General features: G+C 40.4%; 19 protein-coding genes, 3 pseudogenes and 1 other annotated feature. Of the genes and pseudogenes, 8 read left to right on the top strand and 14 right to left on the bottom strand.

Features of this window, described 5'->3' with window-relative positions; genetic code table 11:
- Positions 1 to 3 precede the first annotated feature (3 nt).
- Both WAX46_RS01690 and trmB read right to left on the bottom strand, forming a co-directional pair.
- Entirely contained in the window at positions 4 to 852 is an 849-nt protein-coding gene (locus WAX46_RS01690) for a YtnP family quorum-quenching lactonase (RefSeq protein WP_226566534.1), read from the bottom strand.
- Between the two features lie 129 nt (positions 853 to 981).
- Positions 982 to 1,620, bottom strand: a complete 639-nt coding sequence (gene trmB / locus WAX46_RS01685; protein WP_226566535.1) for a tRNA (guanosine(46)-N7)-methyltransferase TrmB — start codon at positions 1,618 to 1,620, stop codon at positions 982 to 984.
- Between the two features lie 187 nt (positions 1,621 to 1,807).
- Here trmB and WAX46_RS01680 point away from each other — a divergent pair, with 187 nt between their 5' ends.
- Positions 1,808 to 2,083, top strand: a complete 276-nt coding sequence (locus WAX46_RS01680; protein WP_336493262.1) for a YtzH-like family protein — start codon at positions 1,808 to 1,810, stop codon at positions 2,081 to 2,083.
- On the opposite strand, the gene WAX46_RS01675 is transcribed toward WAX46_RS01680, so the two are convergent.
- The 4 genes from WAX46_RS01675 to pepV form a co-directional block, all read right to left on the bottom strand.
- Positions 2,080 to 2,892, bottom strand: a complete 813-nt coding sequence (locus tag WAX46_RS01675; RefSeq protein ID WP_226566537.1) for a phosphotransferase family protein — start codon at positions 2,890 to 2,892, stop codon at positions 2,080 to 2,082. The two genes, WAX46_RS01680 and WAX46_RS01675, sit on opposite strands and share 4 nt — an antisense overlap.
- A 272-nt stretch (positions 2,893 to 3,164) precedes the next feature.
- Entirely contained in the window at positions 3,165 to 4,094 is a 930-nt protein-coding gene (locus WAX46_RS01670) for a YegS/Rv2252/BmrU family lipid kinase (RefSeq protein WP_336493261.1), read from the bottom strand.
- A 48-nt stretch (positions 4,095 to 4,142) separates the two neighbouring features.
- Entirely contained in the window at positions 4,143 to 5,075 is a 933-nt protein-coding gene (locus WAX46_RS01665; protein ID WP_336493260.1) for a hypothetical protein, read from the bottom strand.
- 174 nt (positions 5,076 to 5,249) lie between these two features.
- A complete protein-coding gene (gene pepV, locus WAX46_RS01660; RefSeq protein ID WP_336493259.1) occupies positions 5,250 to 6,650 on the bottom strand; it encodes a dipeptidase PepV in 1,401 nt (466 codons plus the stop codon).
- A gap of 46 nt (positions 6,651 to 6,696) precedes the next feature.
- Here pepV and WAX46_RS01655 point away from each other — a divergent pair.
- Together WAX46_RS01655 and WAX46_RS01650 are read left to right on the top strand one after the other, a co-directional pair.
- A pseudogene (locus WAX46_RS01655) lies at positions 6,697 to 7,138 on the top strand (solute carrier family 23 protein); the annotation flags it as partial.
- Between the two features lie 400 nt (positions 7,139 to 7,538).
- Positions 7,539 to 7,760: a DeoR family transcriptional regulator gene (locus WAX46_RS01650; protein ID WP_008356419.1), complete on the top strand. Its 222-nt coding sequence runs from the start codon at positions 7,539 to 7,541 to the stop codon at positions 7,758 to 7,760.
- Positions 7,761 to 7,816: 56 nt separating this feature from the next.
- On the opposite strand, the gene WAX46_RS01645 is transcribed toward WAX46_RS01650, so the two are convergent.
- Together WAX46_RS01645 and WAX46_RS01640 are read right to left on the bottom strand one after the other, a co-directional pair.
- Entirely contained in the window at positions 7,817 to 8,533 is a 717-nt protein-coding gene (locus tag WAX46_RS01645) for a pseudouridine synthase (protein WP_226566541.1), read from the bottom strand.
- 16 nt (positions 8,534 to 8,549) lie between these two features.
- Positions 8,550 to 10,172 (bottom strand): putative polysaccharide biosynthesis protein, encoded by a 1,623-nt coding sequence (locus WAX46_RS01640; protein WP_336493258.1) that lies wholly within the window; start codon positions 10,170 to 10,172, stop codon positions 8,550 to 8,552.
- Between the two features lie 174 nt (positions 10,173 to 10,346).
- Between WAX46_RS01640 and WAX46_RS01635 the strand changes: the two genes are divergently transcribed.
- From WAX46_RS01635 to opuD, 3 genes and pseudogenes are all read left to right on the top strand, one after another.
- Positions 10,347 to 11,618, top strand: a complete 1,272-nt coding sequence (locus tag WAX46_RS01635) for an NAD(P)/FAD-dependent oxidoreductase (protein ID WP_336493257.1) — start codon at positions 10,347 to 10,349, stop codon at positions 11,616 to 11,618.
- On the top strand, positions 11,615 to 11,812 hold the full coding sequence (locus tag WAX46_RS01630) for a hypothetical protein (RefSeq protein WP_226566544.1): 198 nt from the start codon (positions 11,615 to 11,617) through the stop codon (positions 11,810 to 11,812). The genes WAX46_RS01635 and WAX46_RS01630 overlap by 4 nt, the downstream gene beginning before the upstream one ends.
- A gap of 140 nt (positions 11,813 to 11,952) precedes the next feature.
- Positions 11,953 to 13,487 (top strand): annotated as a pseudogene (opuD, locus tag WAX46_RS01625) (glycine betaine transporter OpuD).
- Positions 13,488 to 13,651: 164 nt separating this feature from the next.
- Here opuD and WAX46_RS01620 read toward each other — a convergent pair.
- The 4 genes from WAX46_RS01620 to WAX46_RS01605 form a co-directional block, all read right to left on the bottom strand.
- Positions 13,652 to 13,834 carry a sporulation protein Cse60 gene (locus WAX46_RS01620; protein ID WP_226566547.1) on the bottom strand — a complete coding sequence of 61 codons (183 nt, stop codon included), beginning with the start codon at positions 13,832 to 13,834 and terminating at the stop codon, positions 13,652 to 13,654.
- A gap of 101 nt (positions 13,835 to 13,935) precedes the next feature.
- On the bottom strand, positions 13,936 to 14,247 hold the full coding sequence (locus WAX46_RS01615) for a rhodanese-like domain-containing protein (protein ID WP_226566545.1): 312 nt from the start codon (positions 14,245 to 14,247) through the stop codon (positions 13,936 to 13,938).
- 399 nt (positions 14,248 to 14,646) lie between these two features.
- The gene (gene leuS, locus WAX46_RS01610) at positions 14,647 to 17,061 is read right to left on the bottom strand and encodes a leucine--tRNA ligase (protein ID WP_336493256.1); all 2,415 of its coding nucleotides are present in this window, start codon (positions 17,059 to 17,061) and stop codon (positions 14,647 to 14,649) included.
- A gap of 97 nt (positions 17,062 to 17,158) precedes the next feature.
- Positions 17,159 to 17,379: a binding site (T-box leader), on the bottom strand.
- A gap of 101 nt (positions 17,380 to 17,480) precedes the next feature.
- Positions 17,481 to 17,810: a DUF4257 domain-containing protein gene (locus tag WAX46_RS01605; protein ID WP_226569180.1), complete on the bottom strand. Its 330-nt coding sequence runs from the start codon at positions 17,808 to 17,810 to the stop codon at positions 17,481 to 17,483.
- A 435-nt stretch (positions 17,811 to 18,245) separates the two neighbouring features.
- On the opposite strand from WAX46_RS01605, the pseudogene WAX46_RS01600 reads away from it, so the two are divergent.
- Positions 18,246 to 18,929, top strand: a pseudogene (locus WAX46_RS01600) (PAS domain S-box protein).
- 84 nt (positions 18,930 to 19,013) lie between these two features.
- Positions 19,014 to 19,697 (top strand): sunset domain-containing protein, encoded by a 684-nt coding sequence (locus WAX46_RS01595; protein WP_226569136.1) that lies wholly within the window; start codon positions 19,014 to 19,016, stop codon positions 19,695 to 19,697.
- A 56-nt stretch (positions 19,698 to 19,753) separates the two neighbouring features.
- On the opposite strand, the gene WAX46_RS01590 is transcribed toward WAX46_RS01595, so the two are convergent.
- Positions 19,754 to 21,064, bottom strand: a complete 1,311-nt coding sequence (locus tag WAX46_RS01590; RefSeq protein ID WP_226569138.1) for an ABC transporter permease — start codon at positions 21,062 to 21,064, stop codon at positions 19,754 to 19,756.
- A complete protein-coding gene (locus tag WAX46_RS01585; RefSeq protein ID WP_336493255.1) occupies positions 21,054 to 21,752 on the bottom strand; it encodes an ABC transporter ATP-binding protein in 699 nt (232 codons plus the stop codon). The genes WAX46_RS01590 and WAX46_RS01585 overlap by 11 nt, the downstream gene beginning before the upstream one ends.

Raw genomic sequence — 21,752 nt, 5'->3', positions numbered from 1 at the left:
CTTTTATCTACCTGCTTCTCTTTTGACTTCATGTGTCATTTGCCCTTCTTGATCCCACTTCACAGCTCGGTAAATGGCGTCATGATAAAACAAGTACCACGCATTTTTTTCTTCTGCGTATGCTTGCCACATTTGCTTGGCTGGTATTGAGGTCATTGGGTAATCATCATATGCCAGAACCCAAAGTGGATTTTTATGAGCGTGTGTCGGCATGATATCTGCTAAATGAATCGCTGTTTCGCCCTGACTTGTAAGCGTTAAGATGCTATGCCCATTGCTATGACCGCCTGTATGATACAGATGAATTCCTTTTGTCACTTCGATGCTTTCTTCAAATGTGACCACTTGATCTACTACAGGCTCCCAGTTTTCTTTCCAATATGTATTTCTTGAACGAATGTTCGGCTCTCTCATTTCATCCCATTCTGTTTTTGATGTGATGATTTTTGCTTGCTCAAAAACGGACACGAGCTGATCACCCTCACGTTTTGTTAACCCACTTGCATGATCGAAGTGTAGGTGTGTCATTAATACATAATCAATATCTGATGGACGTAGACCGAGAGCTGAAAGCGATTCTTCAATGTTTGTCTCCTCTGTCACGCCATAATTGCGTTTTTGTTTATCTGTCAGCTTCCCTGATCCGATGCCCGAATCCACTAATAGATGAAGACCTTTCCGTCGAATGAGAATCGGATCACACCGTAATTCAATTTGATTGCGTTCGTTCACAGGGTATTTTTTTGACCATAACGGCTTTGGCACCACACCGAACATCGCACCTCCATCCATGTGAGTATCTCCCCCGTTTAACCAGAACAGTTCCATGTCGCCTATTTTCATTGTCTCCATTGCTGTCATCCCTCCTTTTTCTATCGTAGCAAATACAGCCGAAAAGCGCATGCCCCAATCCACTGGAACTTTTCATCAAAAAAAGCTGACCGCAATCGTTCATTACAGCCAGCTTTTTTTCACTTGTTATTATGGGAATTTCACTTCTGATCGATAGATGGGTTGTCCCATAGAAGAGAATTTCTCTTCATATTCTGTCATTACATTCCCTTCTAAACCATCCTCATGTAAATCAAGGCTCACATACGTTAAAAGGAGTCCGTAAGAAGAAAAGCTCTTTAAGGAATATTCAAATAGCCCACGGTTATCTGTTTTGAAATGTAATTCTCCTCCTGATCGAAGAATCTGCTCATATCGCTCTAAAAAGGCTTTAAAGGTCAATCGGCGTTTTTCATGTCTTGATTTTGGCCACGGATCCGAGAAGTTCAAGTACACCCGGTCAATCTCATTTTCCGCAAACACATCTGTCAGTGTCTCTGCATTTATGTTCAAAAGCTTCACGTTTTGCACATCTGTTTCTTTGATTTTGTCTACTGCTGTCACAATGACACTTTTAAATAATTCAATGCCAATATAGTTGATGTCAGGATGAAGCTTTCCCATTCCAGTAAGAAAGCTTCCTTTTCCTGTCCCGACTTCGATATGGATTGGCTGATCATTTCCAAACAGCTCATGCCATTTCCCTTGATACTGCTCAGGATTTTCTAAAGCAATATGAGCATTTTCAGCTAAGTAATCATCAGCCCATGGTTTATGTCGCATCCTCAATTTGATACACCTCTATTTTTTTTACATTTTATCAAGATACCATGAAACATAAAGACCCGCAAGACAGCATCTGATATGCACATATCAAAAAGACCAGTCTCTTCTTGAGCTGGTCTGCTGCATGTATAAAATCAACGTTGAATGCACATTTTAACCACATAAATGACATTGAAAAAGGAGCATACGTATGGGATTAAACCGCCAACATCAGCTTCAATTAATCAAAGATATTTTAACCGATCACAAGCTTGATTGCTGTGGTACTGTTGCAGAATATGAACAGGTGGAACGCGTGATTCAATTAATGCTGGCAAAGGAAGATCTTGATACTGATATTCGTCAGCTCTTAACAGATATTTATGTTTATAGCCAAAAAGGCACCTCTGTCAGTTCGATTGATACGCATATCCAAGAACACCAATCTCATCTGTTTGAGTGGGTTGAGAACATTCCCCTGTCTTAATGGATGTTTAACCGTTTTAAAAGTACGCTAAGCTCAGCTTGTACTTCTTTTTGCGCCTGTACATTCCCTTTTCTTTTATGCCAAACGACAAAGGATACCGTTTCTGCTAACACATACCACGCCATGCGCTTTCGCAAATTATCTGTCAGCGGGGCGCCATACATAGAGAGCCAGCTTCCCCAATTCTTTTCTTCAACATAATGATATAAAAGCGGTCCAAGGTCGATCGCTGGGTCCGCAATCATTGCCCCATCCCAATCTATTAAATAGAGCTGATTTTCATCTGTGAGCAGCCAGTTATTATGATTGAGATCACAATGGCACACGACCTTATCCTCAAAATGGACGGCCTCCACATGCTTCTCTAAATACGGGATGGCACGCGTGATGTCATATGAATCAATCTGCTCTTTTAAGATAGACTGCTTAAGATGCATCAGAATGGATTCTGGGTCAAGCGAGTGCTTTTCTAACCGTTTCAGCATATCGAGCAATTCTTTAGATGTATGAATTTTTCTTAGCTGCTCCGCAACCGAACGATCATTCATGTCCTTTGGCTTCAGCTCTCTGCCGCTTAGCCAGTGCTGCGCAGTAATAACATCCCCATTTTCCATCCGTTTTGTCCAGACAAGCTTCGGCACAATGCCTTCAGCTGACAAAACCGCAAGAAACGGTGACGTATTGCGTTTTAGAAATAGCTTTTGGTCATTGTGTGTAGCGAAGTAAGCATCTCCCGTAGCGCCTCCAGCAGGAGAGATGTGCCATTCGCTACCTAATATTTGTCCCATCCAGTTCATATCAATTTTCAACCCATCATTTCTTAAAATATTTTAAAACGTGCTTTTTTAGTCGACAAAATTCAGCCGATTGACGATCAATTGGCTGTTTCTTTTTTATTTATATGATCATAAAAACAAAAAGGACAGCTATTGAGAATGAGATGCTAAACAATAGCCGTCCTATAGATTTTATCGCTACCTTCTTATACTCGTCAAGCAAAACTAAAAAATCAGGACAAGAACCTTATGAAAAGAAAGGCTTTTTTCATGGTTCTTTTGCTGGCGCATACACCGGCAGTTGTTTAAGCACGTAATTTTAAGGATCGTTCACTCGCCTTTACAAAGACAGGGGTTGCGCCTATCACTTCACCATCTGCGTGAAATAAGATTTTCTCATCTGCCTCTAAGTACGCTTCCTCATGCTGAAAAAGGGTGACTCCCTCCATTGCGAGGTGCTTTCCAAAAACCATCGCACTAAGAAACAAGATGACTTTGAATGGATTCAAATCCGTAACAACGATTGTTTGAAAGCCTGGCTGCCTTGCGCTCGCTTCTGGCGCTGCTTTTAGCCCTCCGCCATAATACGGGTGATTGCATACCATCACAAACCACACTTGGCGAAAGACTTTCCTCTCATCTTCAATAAAAAGAGCAAGGTCAAACGGCTTGAATGACCATAAAGAATGAAGAAATGACAGCGGGTAAATGATAAACCCCAGCTTGAGTCGTTTCAGCCACTTTTTCCCTCTGAAATGAACCGTTTTCCTCAGAACATGTGCGTCAAACCCAACACCAATATGATTGAGAAAAAGAACAGATAGCGGGCTTTCCGCATGATCTTGAAATGAACCGAGAGAAAATGTTTTGGTGAGCATTCTCTTTTGCTTTCTGACTTCTTTTATCACATCATGACGCTGGATACCAAGCCCCTTCGCTGCGTCATTCCAATGACCAGCTGGAACAAAGCTTAGCTGCACATGATCGATTTCTTTTAAGCCATTCAGTACTTCATGAATGGTGCCGTCACCTCCAATGACGATCAGACGCTTCAGCCTATCATCTTGCATGGCGCTAATCTGTCTCGCCAAGACCTCTGCATGACCTTCGTGCAGGGTAAGAAACGATCGGTATGAAATCTCCACCCTTTGTAATTCTTTCTCTATGCTCCTCCAAGTACTGAGTCCTTTTCCATGTCCTGCTGCTGGGTTGACGATAAAGTACCATTCATTCATAAGTTAGCTCCACTCAAGTCTCATTTACGGTGACCTTCCATTATGCCTTTAATCGAGCCATTCCTGCCTTCTTTTGCTGTCTGATTCACCATAAGCAAGCAATGCTTTTGTCGCCTTAAATTGCTGGTGCTTTGTCGGCGCCGTATTTTTCCGCTGCTTTTTAAACCATTCCTCAGCCTTCTTCTTATCCACAACCTCCATCCCGTATGGAACTTCAGGTAAGTCAATATAAGAGGTGCGGCTGATGAGGATTTTTTTCACAGGAAGTTCTACACCACTTTGCTGTAAAATCTTTGACACCACGGTTCCTGAGCGTAGAAGGCTTGTACAAGGATTTAAGATGGACTGGACAGCTTTTCCTGTCGCCCGCTTTTCCCAAAAACGTTCCTTTGATCCGATAAATACGCTGTCTGGCTCTGCCTCTAAGAAGGATAAACAGATCACTTCCAGCGGCGTAATGATCACTGAACACAATTCCATCTCAGCTTTTTGAATGAGCAGCACCGGCTTGTACATCACAAAATAAGAATCCGGAAGCTGTCTTGCAAGGATACGCAGCTTTTCATCATATCGAATGTGATGGGAAACGGTTGAAATGTGTGATATCGTCGAGCTGGCCCACTTTAATTGAACATCGTAGAGATGATCTTTAAAAAAGTGAATCAGCTTCGTTTCATCGGTAGGGATGTTTCTAAAGACTCCTTGCTCTATATCTGTTGGCTCGTTAAAAAGACTTAGGTCCCGTTCCTTTTTCATATCGGCTTCTTTTTGCTTTCTCTTTAAGGAGAATTTCTTTCTCTTTTCTTCCTTTTGTTCAGCTTGTTCAAGGGTTTGGTCAAGCTGCTGTTGCGCCTGTTCTTTGGAAGCCTTTTTTAACTCATCCCATCTTTGATTTTTCAATCGAATAAACTGATTGATGTAATGATGGGGATCTTGTTCATATCGTGATATATAATCTTGAATTTTGATCATTTGCGCCATCTGCTGCTCACTCCAACTTCTAGAATCATTTAGTGTAAATTGTTTGATTGCGTGATAACGTGAGGTTTCTTTCGTACGTATTTCAAATAAAGCGATACTAGGAGAATAGCTGTCTTTGAATGATGAGCATAAGATCATTTTTTCACTGTGATTTCCCCTTCTCCTTACCTATTTCTATTTTGCTAATTCATACATGGCTTGTGCATATAGAGCTGTTGCTCTCAGTAAGTCATCGATTTCGATATATTCATCCTTTTGATGCGCACAATCTGGTCTGCCAGGGAATAGAGGGCCAAAGGCTACTCCTGCTTCTAAAGATCTCGCATACGTTCCTCCTCCAATAGCAATAAGGGAGGCTGGATCTCCAGTTTGTTCCTCATATACCCGCTGTAATGTTTTCACAAGTGGATGATCTTTTGAGACATGATGCGGAGGGCTGTCGTCAAATTTCTCAAGGGATGCCCCTTTGATGCTTTCAATCCCCTTTCTTACGTCCTTGCCGTCTGCTGTCACTGGATAACGGACATTTATCCCAAGTTTGGCTTCCTCATTTTGCGTATAGCGGATGGTGCCAACATTGAGGGTCAGGTCCCCGCTTATGTCATCCTGGTAAGCAATTCCCAGCTTTTGTCCTCTTGTATCTTGATCAAATAAAGCGTTTATTTGTGATGTAAAGGCAAGCCCTTGTTCATCTAATTCATGCTCACATAAGAAATTTGCCATATGAATGCCCGCATTAATGCCATACGCCGGCTCCATCGCATGTACTGATACACCATTTAATGTGAAACGCAGTTCACCCGCTATTTTCTTTGTCTCACCAGATAATTGATTTTCAGTGAGATAAGCTTCAAAAGCCGTTTTCAACGCTTCAGCATCATATTCCTGTGCCGTTGTCACAATAGCTGCGGCCTCATCTGGCACCATATTGAGCCTCATACCTGATGAAAACTGCTTGAGTGTATAGCGCTTATTTTCTTCTGATTGTTGATATGTAAATGAAACGATGGCATCGATGATCCCTTTTTCAGCATGAATAATGGGGAAATCTGCATCAGGCGCAAAGCCAATGTTCGGCATCGCCTCATGCTTAAAATAATGATCCACACAGCGCCAATCACTTTCTTCATCAGTTCCGATAATCATTCGAATCTTTTTTGATAACTGAATATCTGCATCTTTTAACATCTTAAGCGCATAGAAAGCCGCTATGGTTGGCCCTTTATCATCAATGGCCCCTCTTGCAAAAATTTTATTTTCTCTCATGTCTGCTGAAAATGGCGGGGTTGTCCAGCCGTCACCAGCAGGCACCACGTCCACATGGCATAGCACCCCTACAATGTCTTCGCCTTGTCCATATTCAATATGTCCTGCATAACCATCGACATTCTTCACAATAAAGCCTTCGTTTTTCCCTTTTTTCAGCATGTACTGAAGGGCCTCATCCACTTTTTCACCGAATGGCTTCCCTTCTTTTCCACCTTCTTCATCAAGAACACTTTCAATTTGTAAAAAAGATCGTGTATCATTGATCAAGTCTTCTTTTTTTCGTATGACTTCAGCTTCCCAATTCATTTTCCATTCCTCCTTCAAAAAAAGGTTGCAATCCACCCTCGCTGGAATGACAACATTCTTTACTATGGTATATATTGTAGCCGTCAAGCTAGGAATCCTTTCAAAAGGAGGCATTCCTTTTGACCAAGTCTTTACTGCCACAATTATTGCTACTGTCGTCGGTACGCTCTGGATGGCACTATTTCCAACTATCCGATTGCCATTGCACCAAGCATGGGGCTAAATGTCTATTTCACCGTCACAGTTTTCGGTGACGGCAGCATCAGCTACCAAACGGCGTTCAGTGCGGTATTTGTCACTGGTTTACTCTTTATTATTTTATCGTTAACATCCCTTAGAAAACAACTGATCGAAGCCATTCCAGATAATTTAAAGTACGGAATGACAGCAGGGATTGGACTTTTCATTGCGTTCATCGGTCTCAGACAGTCTGGCATCATGGCTACTCCCCAGAGAATCTTGTAAAGCTTGGATTTATTTCATATCCACTTGTGAAATGAGCAAAAGAGAAATGGACATAAGTGCATAGTCTTGTTCTCATCTTTGCCATCTTATTTTTAAAGGCACATTTCAAAAGAGCATTTTGTAAATTTCCTGTGTTTATTTTTTGTTTTTTCTAAAATGACAGACTTCTCCATACCCCTTATGTTTATTGGGTTTAACAGGATTCAAATCATGATATAAATATATTTTATTTCATGAAGACCAGTTAAAAAACACGTAAATTTGACTTTTTGGTGGAACTCCATGCATAATAATGTGTATAATAAAATAAAACATTAAAAAACACGAACATTTACCATTGTTGCATGTCCTTATTTCGCAGTTTTAGTGTAGTAAGTTGTGGTTAGTCAAGTCCATCCGATCTTATTGATAGGGAGTGGTTTTTTGAAACCTTCAACAAACCGTATGATGACTCGAATTAAATCAGTTTATATGTTCATTCAAGAGAAAGGTCTTGTGACGACACAAGAGCTGGTTGATGAATTCGGGATCACACCTAGAACCATTCAAAGAGACTTAAACGTGCTTGCCTATAACGATCTTGTTCATAGTCCAAGCAGAGGCAAATGGGAAACAACGAGAAAAAAAGTGAAAATATCATCTTAAGCTTATAATGAATTGTCCATATAACATAAAGAACCGGCAATATGCCGGTTCTTTGTCTATTCTCGATTGATTAAGCTATCTAATTCTTCTTCCGTCAATTCACGATACTCCCCGGGCGCTAAATCTTCATCTAATGAGACAGATCCCATTGACAAACGCTTTAAAAAGATCACTTCATTCCCTACCGCTTGCACCATCAGCTTCACTTGATGGTATTTCCCTTCAGTAATCGTTAAACGGATGCGTGTATCCGCCTCTTGATTGGCATCTACTTCAATCTTTGCCGGCTTCGTATGGTAGTCATCTAAAATGACAACCCCCTGCTCAAGACGCTTGATGTCTTGATCTCTTAAAGGGTATGTCAGATGAACTTCGTACGTCTTCGGGACATGCTTTTTCGGAGAAAGTAATTGATAAGCGAGCTGCCCATCATTTGTGAGGAGAAGAAGACCAACTGTATCCTTATCAAGTCTCCCCACAGGGAATGGCCCCCTTGCAATATCCTCCGGCTCAAGTAAATCGACAACCGTTTCATCTCGCAAATCCTCTGTTGCTGAAATAACGCCATCTGGTTTGTTCATCATTAAATAAATAAACTCTTTATACTCAACACGCTCTCCGTGTACGAGTACTTCATCATTCAATGGATCGACATGATCTTTCACCTGCTTCGCCACTTCTCCATTCACTGTGACAGCTCGAGCCTTGACCAGCTTCTTCACATCTTTTCTTGAACCAAAGCCGCTATTGGCAAGCAATTTATCAAGCCTCATGAATATCCACCTCTTCTTAACTCTTTTTTCTTAAAAATGTTGGCATACGGCTGCCAAGTATACGCTCTAGTAATCCAATCTTGTAAGAAAAGAACATATACACACCGCCTCCAGTGATCATTGAAATCAAGATGACGATACCAGCTTGTACAATTCCGTCTTCATAAGAAATCAATTGACTCACAAGCTGACATGTCACATAAGCCGCAACAGCCATGATCGCCGTTAAAATACTAATGAGAATAAAACGTTTGAAAATCCTGTGGAATGAATAGCCTGCATGACGCTTAATCATGATAAACATATACAAGATCGACGCACTGTAGCCTAGTGCAGTTGCAAGCACAGAACCATTTCCTTGCAGCCAGCTAATCAGCGGGATATTCAAGACTGTTTTAATCAAAATCCCTAACAAAAGACTGACGATAGCGAATTTTTGTTTGTTAATCCCTTGCAAAATCGCTGCGTTAATGGTGAATAAAGAAAACAATAACGCAACAGGTGCATACCAGAACAAAATAGAAATCCCTATCTCAGGATGAACAGACGGGTAGAAAAACCAATAAACTGGTCCTGCCAGAGCAGAGATTCCAAATGAAGCAGGCAGTACGAAGAATAACATAACCTGCATTGTTTGATCAATTTGCCGATTGAGCAGTTTATCATTACGTGCTGTAAATGATTCCGTAATGGTCGGAATCAAGGTTAAGCCAAAAGCTGTTGCAAGAGACACAGGAATCATCACTAGCTTCGGTAAATATAACGTCACAATGGAAAGTACCGCTGTACTAATATCTTGATGTCCTGATGCAATCATGGCTCTATTGATTGTATTTGTATCAATATATGAATAAATTGGAATTGCAAGTCCAACAAACACATACGGTGCTGCATAGCTAAACAACTCTGTAAACATTTGCTTATAAGACAAATCAGAGTAAGCGCCTGTATTCGGCTGCATAGCAAGGAGACGGTCCTTCCGCTTCAGCCAATATAAATAAAGGGTAAATAATCCGCCAAATGCCCCGATCAGTGCTGCAAAAGTTGCATAACCGACAGCAATGACAAGTCCGCCGTCAAGCACCTTTAAAATAATAAACGTCGCTGTTAATAGGAAGATGATTCTGACAAGTTGTTCGATGACTTGAGAAACAGCTGTTGGCCCCATCATCGAGTGCCCTTGGAAGAACCCTCGCACAAGACTCATGATTGGTACAACCAGAAGACCTAAACTCACCATCCGAATCACATATACCACTTGATCGACAGTCAAACCGCCTGTTTCATTTGATCCGCCAAGCTGAATCTTGGCAAAAATCGGCGCAGTCAAATATAAAATAGAAAAGGCGATAATACCGGTGACAAGCATGACCGACATACCCGCTCTGAACATTTTCCTTGTTGTCTGATAATCGCCAATTGCATTATATTTGGAGACAAATTTTGATACCGCTGTTGGGAAACCAAGCGTAGCAATACTTAAAAAGATCGTATACTGATTGTATCCATATTGGAATAGTGCACCACCAGTAGCTCCAACCATTGCGCTAAATGGAATTAAGTAAATCATACCAAGAAAACGAGAGAGATAAGTCCCTATCGTTAAAACCAACGTACCACGAAGCAGTTTATTAGACATGCGCTTAACCACCATTTTTCTAATGAATATTCAACTTAACTATTTTACCACATCATTTCATCGCACAGGTAACAAAACCCATACAGAAGTCACAAAACCAATCAATTCATATTTCAGCCTTCCCCAATCTTCGTTATAATAGAGAAATGACTGAAGTAGAAAGAGGAATGTAACATGAAACATTATGATGTCATTGTCATTGGCGGTGGACCTTCTGGGCTGATGGCCGCGATTGCATCAGCAGAGCACGGTGCATCTGTTCTTTTAATTGACAAAGGAAATAAACTTGGCAGAAAGCTGGCCATTTCTGGCGGTGGACGCTGTAACGTTACCAATCGCCTTCCAGTAGAAGAAATCATTCAACATATTCCCGGAAACGGCCGTTTTTTATATAGTGCATTTTCTGAGTTCAACAATGAGGATATCATTACATTTTTTGAAAACCTTGGCATTGAACTGAAAGAAGAAGACCACGGACGCATGTTCCCTGTCTCAAACAAAGCACAATCTGTTGTGAATGCCCTGTTAGACAGGCTCCGAACTTTGAATGTCACCATTCGAACGAATGAAAAGATTAAAAACGTTCTGTATCAAGACGGACAAGCAGCAGGAATTGTTACAAATAACGATGAAAAAATTTCAAGCAAGGCTGTTGTCATTGCTGTTGGTGGAAAAAGTGTGCCGCATACTGGATCTACTGGTGACGGCTATGCTTGGGCAGAAGCCGCTGGCCATACGATTACAGAGCTTTTCCCAACAGAAGTACCGGTCACATCAGATGAGCCATTTATGAAAGAAAAAGTGCTTCAAGGGCTCTCTTTACGAAGTGTGGCTGTGAGTGTTTTAAACAAAAAGGGAAAACCAGTCGTCACACATGTCATGGATATGATCTTTACTCACTTTGGCTTATCAGGCCCAGCTGTTCTTAGATGCAGCGGATTTGTTGTCAAAGAGCTGAAAAAGCAGCCGACAGTCCGCCTGCAAATTGATTTATATCCAAAGTTTCATGACGAGGAGCTATTCCAAAAGCTTCACTGTGACCTAAAGGACGCACCGAAAAAGTCAATTAAGAATGTACTGAAGCCTTGGATGCAAGAACGCTATTTGTTGTTCCTTTTAGAAAGGAACGAGATTGATCCACAAGACACATTTTCTGGTCTTGCCAAGGATAAACTGCGTGCTTTTGCCCATGATTGTAAACATTTTATCGTTCATGCAAATGGTACACTTTCCTTAGACAAAGCGTTTGTCACAGGAGGCGGAGTCTCTGTCAAAGAGATTGAACCGAAAAAAATGGCGTCTAAAAAAATGGCCGGTCTTTATTTCTGCGGAGAAATTTTAGACATTCACGGTTATACTGGCGGCTACAATATTACGTCAGCACTTGTGACAGGCAGGCTTGCTGGCATGAATGCTGCACTAGAAGCAAAGGAGAGATATCAATGATCAGACGTGCACTTCCGATTGTACTTGCGGTTGTGATTAGTTTGACAGCTGCCTTTTTCATGAAGCTGTCGATTACCCCATTAAAAGTGGCTATCGTTTTGGCTTTTACCATTTTCGCTGTTTGCTTAAAAGAATATGTATACCGCCTTCGTAAACGGATTGAGGAAAAGACGTCCTCACACACCGATGGTTGAAAAATGGTAAGGAAACATGTTACGGTAAAGTAGAGGTCGAGTGAGAAACTCGCCTTTTTTTGTTTGAAAAATAATGAGATAGGGGATATTAAATAAAATCCTCTGCTTAAAAGTGTAGAGCAACAGGAGAGTGAGATGGTGTGAAAAACGTATCAAGTGTATTTTGGATTGTGATTGCGATCACATTTATAGCGGTCCTATGGGGAGCCTTTTCTCCAGAAACACTGCAAAGTATGACAGATCAAATTCAAACTTACATTACAAATGACTTTGGCTGGTATTATTTATTAGTCGTATCACTGCTTGTCGGCTTTTGTCTATTCTTTATTTTTAGTCCAATCGGAAAAATGACGTTAGGAAAGCCTGATGAAAAGCCTGAGTTTGGTCTTTTTTCTTGGTTTGCGATGCTATTTAGTGCTGGTATGGGAATTGGCCTTGTTTTTTACGGAGCGGCTGAACCGATCAGTCACTTTGCCATTCAATCACCAACAGTCGAGACTGAAACCGCACAAGCCTTCCGCGATTCCCTTCGTTATACCTTTTTCCACTGGGGACTTCATGCATGGGCCATTTATGCGATTGTCGCACTTTGTATTGCATACTTCAAATTTAGAAAAGATGCGCCTGGATTAATTAGTTCAACCTTATACCCATTATTCGGAAATAGAATTCATGGATGGATCGGAAAAACCATAGATTGTATCGCCGTGTTTGCAACAGTAGTTGGTGTAGCCACTAGTTTAGGACTAGGTGCTGCGCAAATTAATGGAGGGTTAAGTTATTTATTCGGTATACCAAATAACTTCTTGACTCAGCTCATCATTATTGCAATCGTCACGGTTCTGTTCCTTATCTCTTCTTGGAGTGGAATTAGTAAAGGTATTAAATATTTAAGCACTACAAATATGATTTTTGCTGCTTTGCTCATAATGTTTTTACTTTTTGTTGGACCAACTGTTTATATATTAAATTCATTTACAGATTCAATTGGACAATACTTATCAAATATTGTGCAAATGAGCTTTAGATTATCCCCAAATGACCCTGAAAAGAGAGAATGGATTAATGGATGGACAATCTTCTATTGGGCATGGTGGATCTCTTGGTCCCCTTTTGTCGGAATTTTTATTGCAAGGGTATCGCGCGGAAGAACCATTCGAGAGTTTTTAATTGGTGTCTTAGTAGCTCCTTCAATACTCGTTTTTCTATGGTTCTCTATCTTCGGTGTATCTGCCATGGACTTACAACAAAAAAAGATTGTCGATATTGCTGGTATGTCGACTGAAACAATGCTGTTTGGTGTATTAAATCAATACCCACTCGCCATGATTACGTCGATCCTGGCCCTTATCTTAATTGCTGTATTCTTTATCACATCAGCAGATTCAGCCACATTCGTTCTTGGGATGCAGACAACCTATGGCTCATTAAATCCTGCTAATAGTGTGAAGATCAGCTGGGGCATCATCCAATCAGCTGTCGCTGCAGTGCTTTTATTTTCAGGCGGGCTTGAAGCCTTGCAAAACACAGCAAAACTCGCAGCTTTGCCATTCTCAGTTGTTATTATTTTGATGATCGTATCACTATATAAATCGTTAAATGATGAACGAAGGGCCATTAAACAAGCAAAAATAAGATCAATAAACCACGAAGCCCAAGAGTAAAAAAAGCATAATAGAAAGAGCCGTTTCTTATCTGAACGGCTTTTTTCTTATATCCATTTAAGATTGTCATGATCTACTCGGTCTTCCTAGTCTTCAAAGGTTTTCTATCGCACGGAACAGAAGACAAAGGGCTAAAATAAAGATTATTTTTAGCCCTTTGTCAAAAAGATGCCGTCTATTTTTTATATAAAATGAGCGCTGAAAAACAGTAAAGCTGTTCTCCTCCTTGCTCACAGATCACTGCTACATTGTACTTAATGTCAATGACTTGGTCGTCGTCCATTCCTTTTAAAAAAAGATTGATTTCGCTCTGTAAATCTTTTTCGTGTTCTTCATCAAATACAGCTACCTTTAGCACAAATGCCACTCTCCCTTCTCTTGCTACTCTATCTTTATGCACATAGAGACGGGCATATGAACAAAAAAAGCCTTCCATCTCATGGATGAAAGGACTCCTATTTACAGCTTCGGTTTTGTTTCTCCTGTCCATGCAAGCATGCCACCAATTACATTGGTCGCTTGATAGCCTTGGTCTTCTAAGTAATAGCAGACATTTTCACTACGTTTACCAGAACGGCAAATAATATAATATTCTTGTGTTTTGTCAAACGCATCCAGTTTCTCAGGGATATCTCCCATTCGAATGTGGACTGCTTCTGGAACCATGCCTTCTGCTACCTCCTCATCCTCACGCACATCGACGAGCTGAATGGCCTCTTCTTGCCTTAGTTTTTGTTTTAATTCTTCTATTGAGATTTCTTTTACTGACACGACTTTCATCTCTCCTTTTATTCACGGTGACACCATTATAGCAAATCATTCACATCATGTTGAAGTAATCACCCGTTTAGATTGAAGGAAAAACGTGATCATTTTTTCACATCTACTAGTTGCTCACTTTCAAACTCTACCTTTTTGAATTGCCATTGTGAGAATGCTAATACTAAAAAACAGTGCGATTCCTGGTAAATAAGCAAATAGGATAAAACGGAAACCATTTCTCCTAAAAGACTAAGCGTTGTTCACGTTTGCTTTCCTTTTCCATTGACGTCACTCCTCATTGGTCAACTTTTAAAATACAAGATCGATGGAGGAATCACCTTGTTTTCGACAAAATTATGTCCCAGGAAATAAATAACACCCACCGGTTTATACCGATGGGTGTGTTCTTTAATTCGCAACAATATTGACAAGCTTCCCAGGGACCGCAATCACTTTGAGGATTGTTTTCCCTTCAAGCTGTTCTTTGACTCGTGCATCATTTTTCGCAATCTCCTCTAACTGCTCTCTTGTTGCCTCAGCAGGAACAGTTAATTTTGCTTTTACTTTCCCATTCAGCTGTACGACAATTTCTACTTCATCGTCGACAAGCTTTGACTCGTCATATTGTGGCCATGCTTCATAAGAAATCGATCCTTCATGACCAAGTTTATTCCAAAGCTCTTCCGCTAAATGCGGTGCAATTGGAGAAAGGAGTTTCACAAACCCTTCAGCATATTCTTTCGGCAATGTATCAGCCTTATAGGCATCATTAATAAACACCATTAGCTGTGAAATTCCTGTGTTGAAACGTAAACTTTCATAATGATCCGTGACCTTCATCACCGTTTCATGATAGCTGCGCTCTAATGCACCGCCTGATTGCTCTATTACTTTTTCACTGATTGAGCTATCTTCATTTGTGAATAGACGCCATACACGGTCAAGAAAACGACGAGCACCTTCAAGTCCTGTTTCAGACCAAGCAATTGATGCATCTAAAGGTCCCATGAACATTTCATAAAGTCTTAATGTATCGGCACCATAGGATTCTACGATGTCATCTGGATTGACAACGTTCCCTTTTGATTTACTCATTTTTTCATTATTTTCACCAAGAATCATTCCTTGGTTGAACAATTTCATGAAAGGTTCTTTTGTTGGGACAACCCCGATATCATACAAGAATTTATGCCAGAAGCGCGCATATAAAAGATGCAATACCGCATGTTCCGCTCCTCCAATATACACATCAACCGGAAGCCATTTCTTTAGCTTTTCGGGAGATGCGAGTTCTTCGGTGTTATGTGGATCAATATAACGTAAGAAGTACCAGCAGCTGCCTGCCCATTGCGGCATTGTATTGGTTTCACGGCGTCCTTTTTTACCTGTGACAGGATCTACAACCTCAACCCATTCTTTCATATTGGCTAAAGGTGATTCACCTGTTCCACTTGGCTTAATTTCAGTCGTCCTAGGCAAAATCAGTGGAAGGTCTTCCTCTGATACAGCTGAGGATGTTCCGTCTTCCCAATGAATAATTGGAATGGGCTCACCCCAGTAGCGCTGACGGCTGAAAAGCCAATCTCTTAAACGATACGTAACTTTCTTTTCACCTTTTTGATGTTCTTCAAGCCATGCAATGGCTTTTTCAATCGCTTCTTCTTTCCCTAAGCCATTTAAGAAATCAGAGTTTATGTGTTTTCCATCACCTGTATAAGCTTCTTTTTCAATGTCTCCGCCTTCTACAACCTCTTTGATTGGAAGATCAAATGTTTTGGCAAATTCATAGTCACGCTCATCATGAGCAGGTACAGCCATAATGGCTCCAGTTCCATATGTGGCTAATACGTAATCTGCAATCCAGATCTGCATCTTTTCACCATTTAAAGGATTGATGGCATACGCACCTGTGAAAATGCCCGTTTTCGTTTTAGCAAGATCTGTCCGCTCTAAATCACTCTTAGATTGAATCTCTTTGATATATGCTTCCACTGCTTCTTTTTGAGCAGCTGATGTAATTTTTTCAACAAGTGCATGTTCTGGTGCAAGAACTGCATACGTTGCACCAAAAAGTGTATCAGGACGCGTTGTAAAAACGGTGAATTGCTCGTCATGTCCCTCTACTTTAAAGTGAACATGCGCACCTTCAGAACGTCCAATCCAGTTACGTTGCATATCTTTGATGCTTTCAGGCCAATCAATCTCTTCTAAATCCTCTAACAGCCTGTCCGCATATGCCGTAATTCTGAGCATCCATTGCTTCATTGGACGCCTTTCAACAGGATGCCCTCCTCGTTCACTTTTTCCATCAATGACTTCTTCATTTGCAAGGACAGTGCCGAGAGCTGGGCACCAGTTCACTGGTACTTCATCAATATACGCCAACCCTTTTTCGTACAATTTCAAGAAAATCCACTGTGTCCATTTGTAGTAATTCGGATCTGTCGTGTTGATTTCTCGATCCCAATCATACGAAAACCCTAGCGATTGAATTTGACGGCGGAAATTATTGATGTTTTCTTCTGTAAAGGCCTTCGGATCATTTCCTGTATCTAGTGCATACTGTTCCGCTGGAAGACCAAATGCATCCCATCCCATCGGATGAAGAACATCATACCCCTGCATACGTTTCATACGTGATAAAATATCCGTTGCTGTGTAGCCCTCAGGATGCCCAACATGAAGCCCTGCTCCTGATGGATATGGAAACATATCCAGCGCATAAAACTTTGGTTTATTTTCCGAGTCAGATGTGGCGAATGTTTTATTTGTCAGCCAATATTCCTGCCACTTCTTTTCAATTTCCAGATGCTGAAAACTCAATGTGAAAACCTCCTTTAATATGTACGGCTTTATCTGCTAAAATGACCACTGCAAGAATTCAGATTTTTCTAAAATCAACAAAAAACCCTCATCCCTGGAAAGGGACGAGAGATTTTTTGTTTCCCGCGGTACCACCCTTGTTAGCGTAACTTGCTGTTCATACGCTCACTTAATATCTTTAACGCAGACATGCGACAGAAGCTCAACGCAACTGCAACTCTGAGGCGAGTTCAGAAGCAGATTTGATTGACTTTCACCAGCCGTCAATTCTCTAAAGACAAATACTGCTTTCCTACTACTCCTCTTCACTGTTCTTATCGTAACCGTCATCTAAGTAGTATTTTATAGAATTATGATCATAAGTGCAAGCAGGTTTGTATACAATGGAATGTACCCTAGGCAGGGTAAAGTAGAGGATATTATTCGTGTGGAGATCGGTTATGACGGTTGGAGTCCCCATCCTGTGAACGCTGTTCTCTCACAAAATCAAAGCTTCGCAGAACTGCTTCTCCCCCGTAACCTGAAATAATTGATAAGATGATCAAGTGCAGACTAGAATCGGGATTTGAGGATAAGACAAGCAGTGTAGCGGCAATCATCCCTACGAGCCAATCTTCAATAAACCCTAGGTAAATAAACTTTTTTGTCATTCTGGGCTTCTCTAGCCTGCCTTTTTTCTTTACGTGACCGAGAATGCCCATGACCCCTCCAATGGCGCAAGCAATAATGACTTGTTGCAGCATTTTCATCACCTTCCTAAAGCCCTTAGAATAGTAAAGCGACTTCAGGCTGTCTAGCCCCCTTGTAATGCCATTCTGCTGTTCCGTCATAATCCATGTAAAAGGTCTATTCTCACTAACGAAGAAAAAAAGCTTGTTTCTTCCATTATACGTGAATGACCTATAAACAATCTTGATGCATTGGAATCATTTTCTCCTAATCCATATTAACTATTTTTGTCATTTTATGAATGTTAAGTAAATGATTCCTCACTTTTCTAAAAAAGTCTCCTTACTAACTATATTCTAATGGAGGACAAACTATGATGACAAATTTAACAAAGCGTTTGCAAAGATTGAAACAGAATATATATAATGCTACGTTTATAAGGAATTTGGTTGAAAAACACCATTTAAATGTCTGATAATAGCAGTAAATGAGGGTAATATGGTCAACTCGAACTCATAACAAAAGCGCTAGATCGTGCGGGATTGGTGTTGTCATTACAAGGATAAACCCTATCGTTGATGTGAAGCATGACTTTACACAATGACTGGATACAAAACAGATCAAATACTTGGCCATAATTGCCGATTCCTCCAGTGGAAAAACACAGACCAAAAGTAGCTTGCTTTAATACGTCATGGAATACAAAACAAAACACCTATTACCACACAGCTAAAAAATTATAAAAAAGATGGCACTTTTTTTGGAATGAACTCAATATAGATCCTCTATACATTGAACAAGAAACATTTTTCATTGGCTTTCAAAAGGATATAAAGAAACAGAAGGAATATGAACAGCTTCTAGAAGATTCATTAAAGAAAGTCACCTCGCTTTCGACACCGATCGTCCGATCGTCCCAATCAAAAATGGTGTGTCCACTCCTTCCACTCATTGGAAAACTATCTGAAGATTGCTTTGATGCTATTGTCACTAAGTTAACTTGTATATTAAATGATTCTGTCGCAGCACGCATTTTCAACTCTCCTCAACCTAACTAGAACAAAACAGATCATTCCTGGGATCAAACCACAGCTTTCGATAAAACTCAATGACTTGAAGACAGATTTCCAAAACACCTCACTTATTTAACCATAAAAGAAGCAATTAAAGAATTGCCGATAGCTGAAAACCCTGTATAAACAGATTTTTTTATTTAATATACCCCACAAAATGGTAAAAATGGTTTATAATAGGTTGAATTAAAGATTTAAGGGGGCTGCTAGATGATCATTTTGCTCATCATAGGTCTTTTATGCTTTTGCTTCGCCATAGGATATGCCGCTAATTTCTTATTACTAAAACGCCAAAATCAAAGAATTTTTTCCAAGAGACGCTTTTATCCTTTTTTGATCATCGGTCTCGTCTTTTCCATCATGTCTTTACCGTTTGTTGCACAAGCAGATCCATCTTCCGAACCACTCTTTAAGGATCAAAAACAAGTCACCTCTGAAATTTCTCGTTTGAAGTCAGATAAAGAGACGCTTACTTCCTCTTTAGAAGATGTGACAAAAGAAAAAGAAAAACTAACAAAAAAGCTAGAAAACATCACCTCAGAAAAGGAAACGGTCAAACAGCAAGAACAAACCATTCAAGAGCTTGAAGAGAAAATAGACAAGCTGACCTCTAGCAATGAAATACTCAAAAAAGAAAACAAGAAAGTAAACAAAGAAACTCAGTCACCGGCCGTCCAGCGCTCCGCTCCTAAAGATGATGGAACGAATACAGGCGGTCATGAGTCACAAAAAGAGACAAAAAAAGAATCAGCTACCTGTCACATCAAAGGGAGTGTCAATGGCATTTATCACACGCCGAGCAGCAGATACTACTCACGGACAAAAAAATTCAAACGAATGTTCTGCTCTGTAGAAGAAGCAGAGCGTGCAGGGTATCGGGCACCTAAGCAATAGCTGTTTCACGATAAAAAAACCTCCTGTCAGCCCACTAGGGATACAGGAGGTTTTTTTTAAATTTCTCTTCTTAATGCTGTTAATACATTCGTTTTCGTTGCTTTACGTGCTGGATTGAGTCCAGATATTATCGCTACCCCTGCGCTAATCAATGTCGCTGTGATCACAAGGCTTACCGGAATATAGGAGAAGGTAATCGAGAATTGTTCACTTGATCCTCCATCAGACGCAGATGACAAAATGGCTGGAATGATTAAATTCACTGCGAAACTAATGATATACGAGATAATAATACCGATAATCGATCCAATCACACCAATATAAGCACTTTCCATTAGGAACATTCGCTTGATTATCGAAGGATTAGCTCCAATGGCTTTCATGATACCAATCTCTTGTGTTCGCTCTGTTACCGCCATGGTCATCGTATTGAAAATACCGATTGCAGAAATAATGACCGCAATACATCCGACAAAAATGAGTCCAATTTTGAAGGCCATAAAGAACTTATCCATTCCTTTGAGCTGGCTCGTTACAGAGATGACTTGATAGCCGTCACCTGTCAATTTATCAGTCAGCGCACCGACATTGTCGAATTTGTCTGCATAAACAGATATCGACTTGTCGATATTGCCGGCTTCAGCAGACATATCCAGCACTTGACCAAATTGCTTTTGATAAGCATTCGGGATCAAAATTGAATTATCCATCTGCCACTCCAAATTCGGCTTTTTCAGAACGCCAACTACACGGAAATCAAATGTTTTTTCTTTGACGACTTCATTTTCTTCATTGAGTTTTGGCACGTTGATTTGAATGACTTTATTTAAAATCTCCTTCGTGTAGCCTTTTGGCTCTTTTAATGATTCTCTATCACTTGAAGGATCATTCACTTCTTTTTCATAGGCTTTGCGTTCTTTTTCAGTCCACAGGCGTTCTGCCATATGATACCCAACCACAATTTCATTCGCTGATGTTGGAACTCTTCCTCGGTCTAGCTCAAGACCCGCTTCTTTTTCTTTTTTCATATCCGTAAAGGCAACCTGCACTTCACTTGAGCGGTCATCGAGCTCAACTTTTAACAATGGATTAATAGACGTTCTTGCGACAACAGATTTCACATGATCATATTTCTTTAAATCATCAACCTTGATGTCTCCCTTTTCTTCACCTAACACTTTAATTTCTGTGATGATTTGCTGTTGCATAATTTCATCCTGAGCCGATTTTTGCAGACCAAAACCGACAGATGCTAGAACGATTAAGAAAGAGCATGCCATTGTCGTCGCAAGAATGGTCATAAACACACGCAATTTATTTTTCTTCATATTTCTTCTAATGAATTTGACCTGATCTTTAAATTTCATTGGACTGTTCCCCTTTCTTTAACACACCATCATGAAGCTGGAACGTTGTGTCTGCGATTGAAGCGACTTCATCGTCATGTGTAATGATAACAAATGTAATTCCTTTTTCACGATTAAGCTGCTGGATAAAGGCTAAAATTTCTCCTTCTGTTTCTGAATCCAGACTGCCTGTCGGTTCATCCGCTAAAATAATAGATGGATTTAAAATCAATGCTCTTGCAATACTCACACGCTGCTGCTGTCCACCTGACAGTTCATTCGGATAATGCCCTGCGTGATGTTCAAGGCCTACTCGTTTGAGCATGTCTTTTACTTTCTCCTTTCGATCAGACGGCTTCACACCTTTTAAAGTGAGCGGAAGCTCAATATTTTCAAATGTTGTTAAGCTCCCGATCAATTGAAAGCTTTGAAAGATAAAGCCAAAGTGATCTAATCGAAAGTCCGCCCATTCTTTTTCATTAAAGCCTGTCACATTGGTTCCATCGATGACAATTTGTCCACTCGTTGGCGTAATATATCCTGACATTAAATTGAGTAAAGTGGATTTCCCAGAACCACTTCTCCCAACGATACAAGCAATGTCGCCTCTTTTGATGGATAAGTCAATGCCTTTGAGTACAGGTATTTCGTTCTCTCTTCCCTTTGTACCAATTTTAAACACATGATCTAACGCTTGAATCTGAATCAT

The sequence above is a fragment of the Bacillus sp. FJAT-53060 genome (assembly GCF_037104745.1).
Classification (GTDB): domain Bacteria; phylum Bacillota; class Bacilli; order Bacillales; family Bacillaceae; genus Bacillus; species Bacillus stratosphericus_B.
This window is presented reverse-complemented; position numbering and strand designations above follow the sequence as displayed.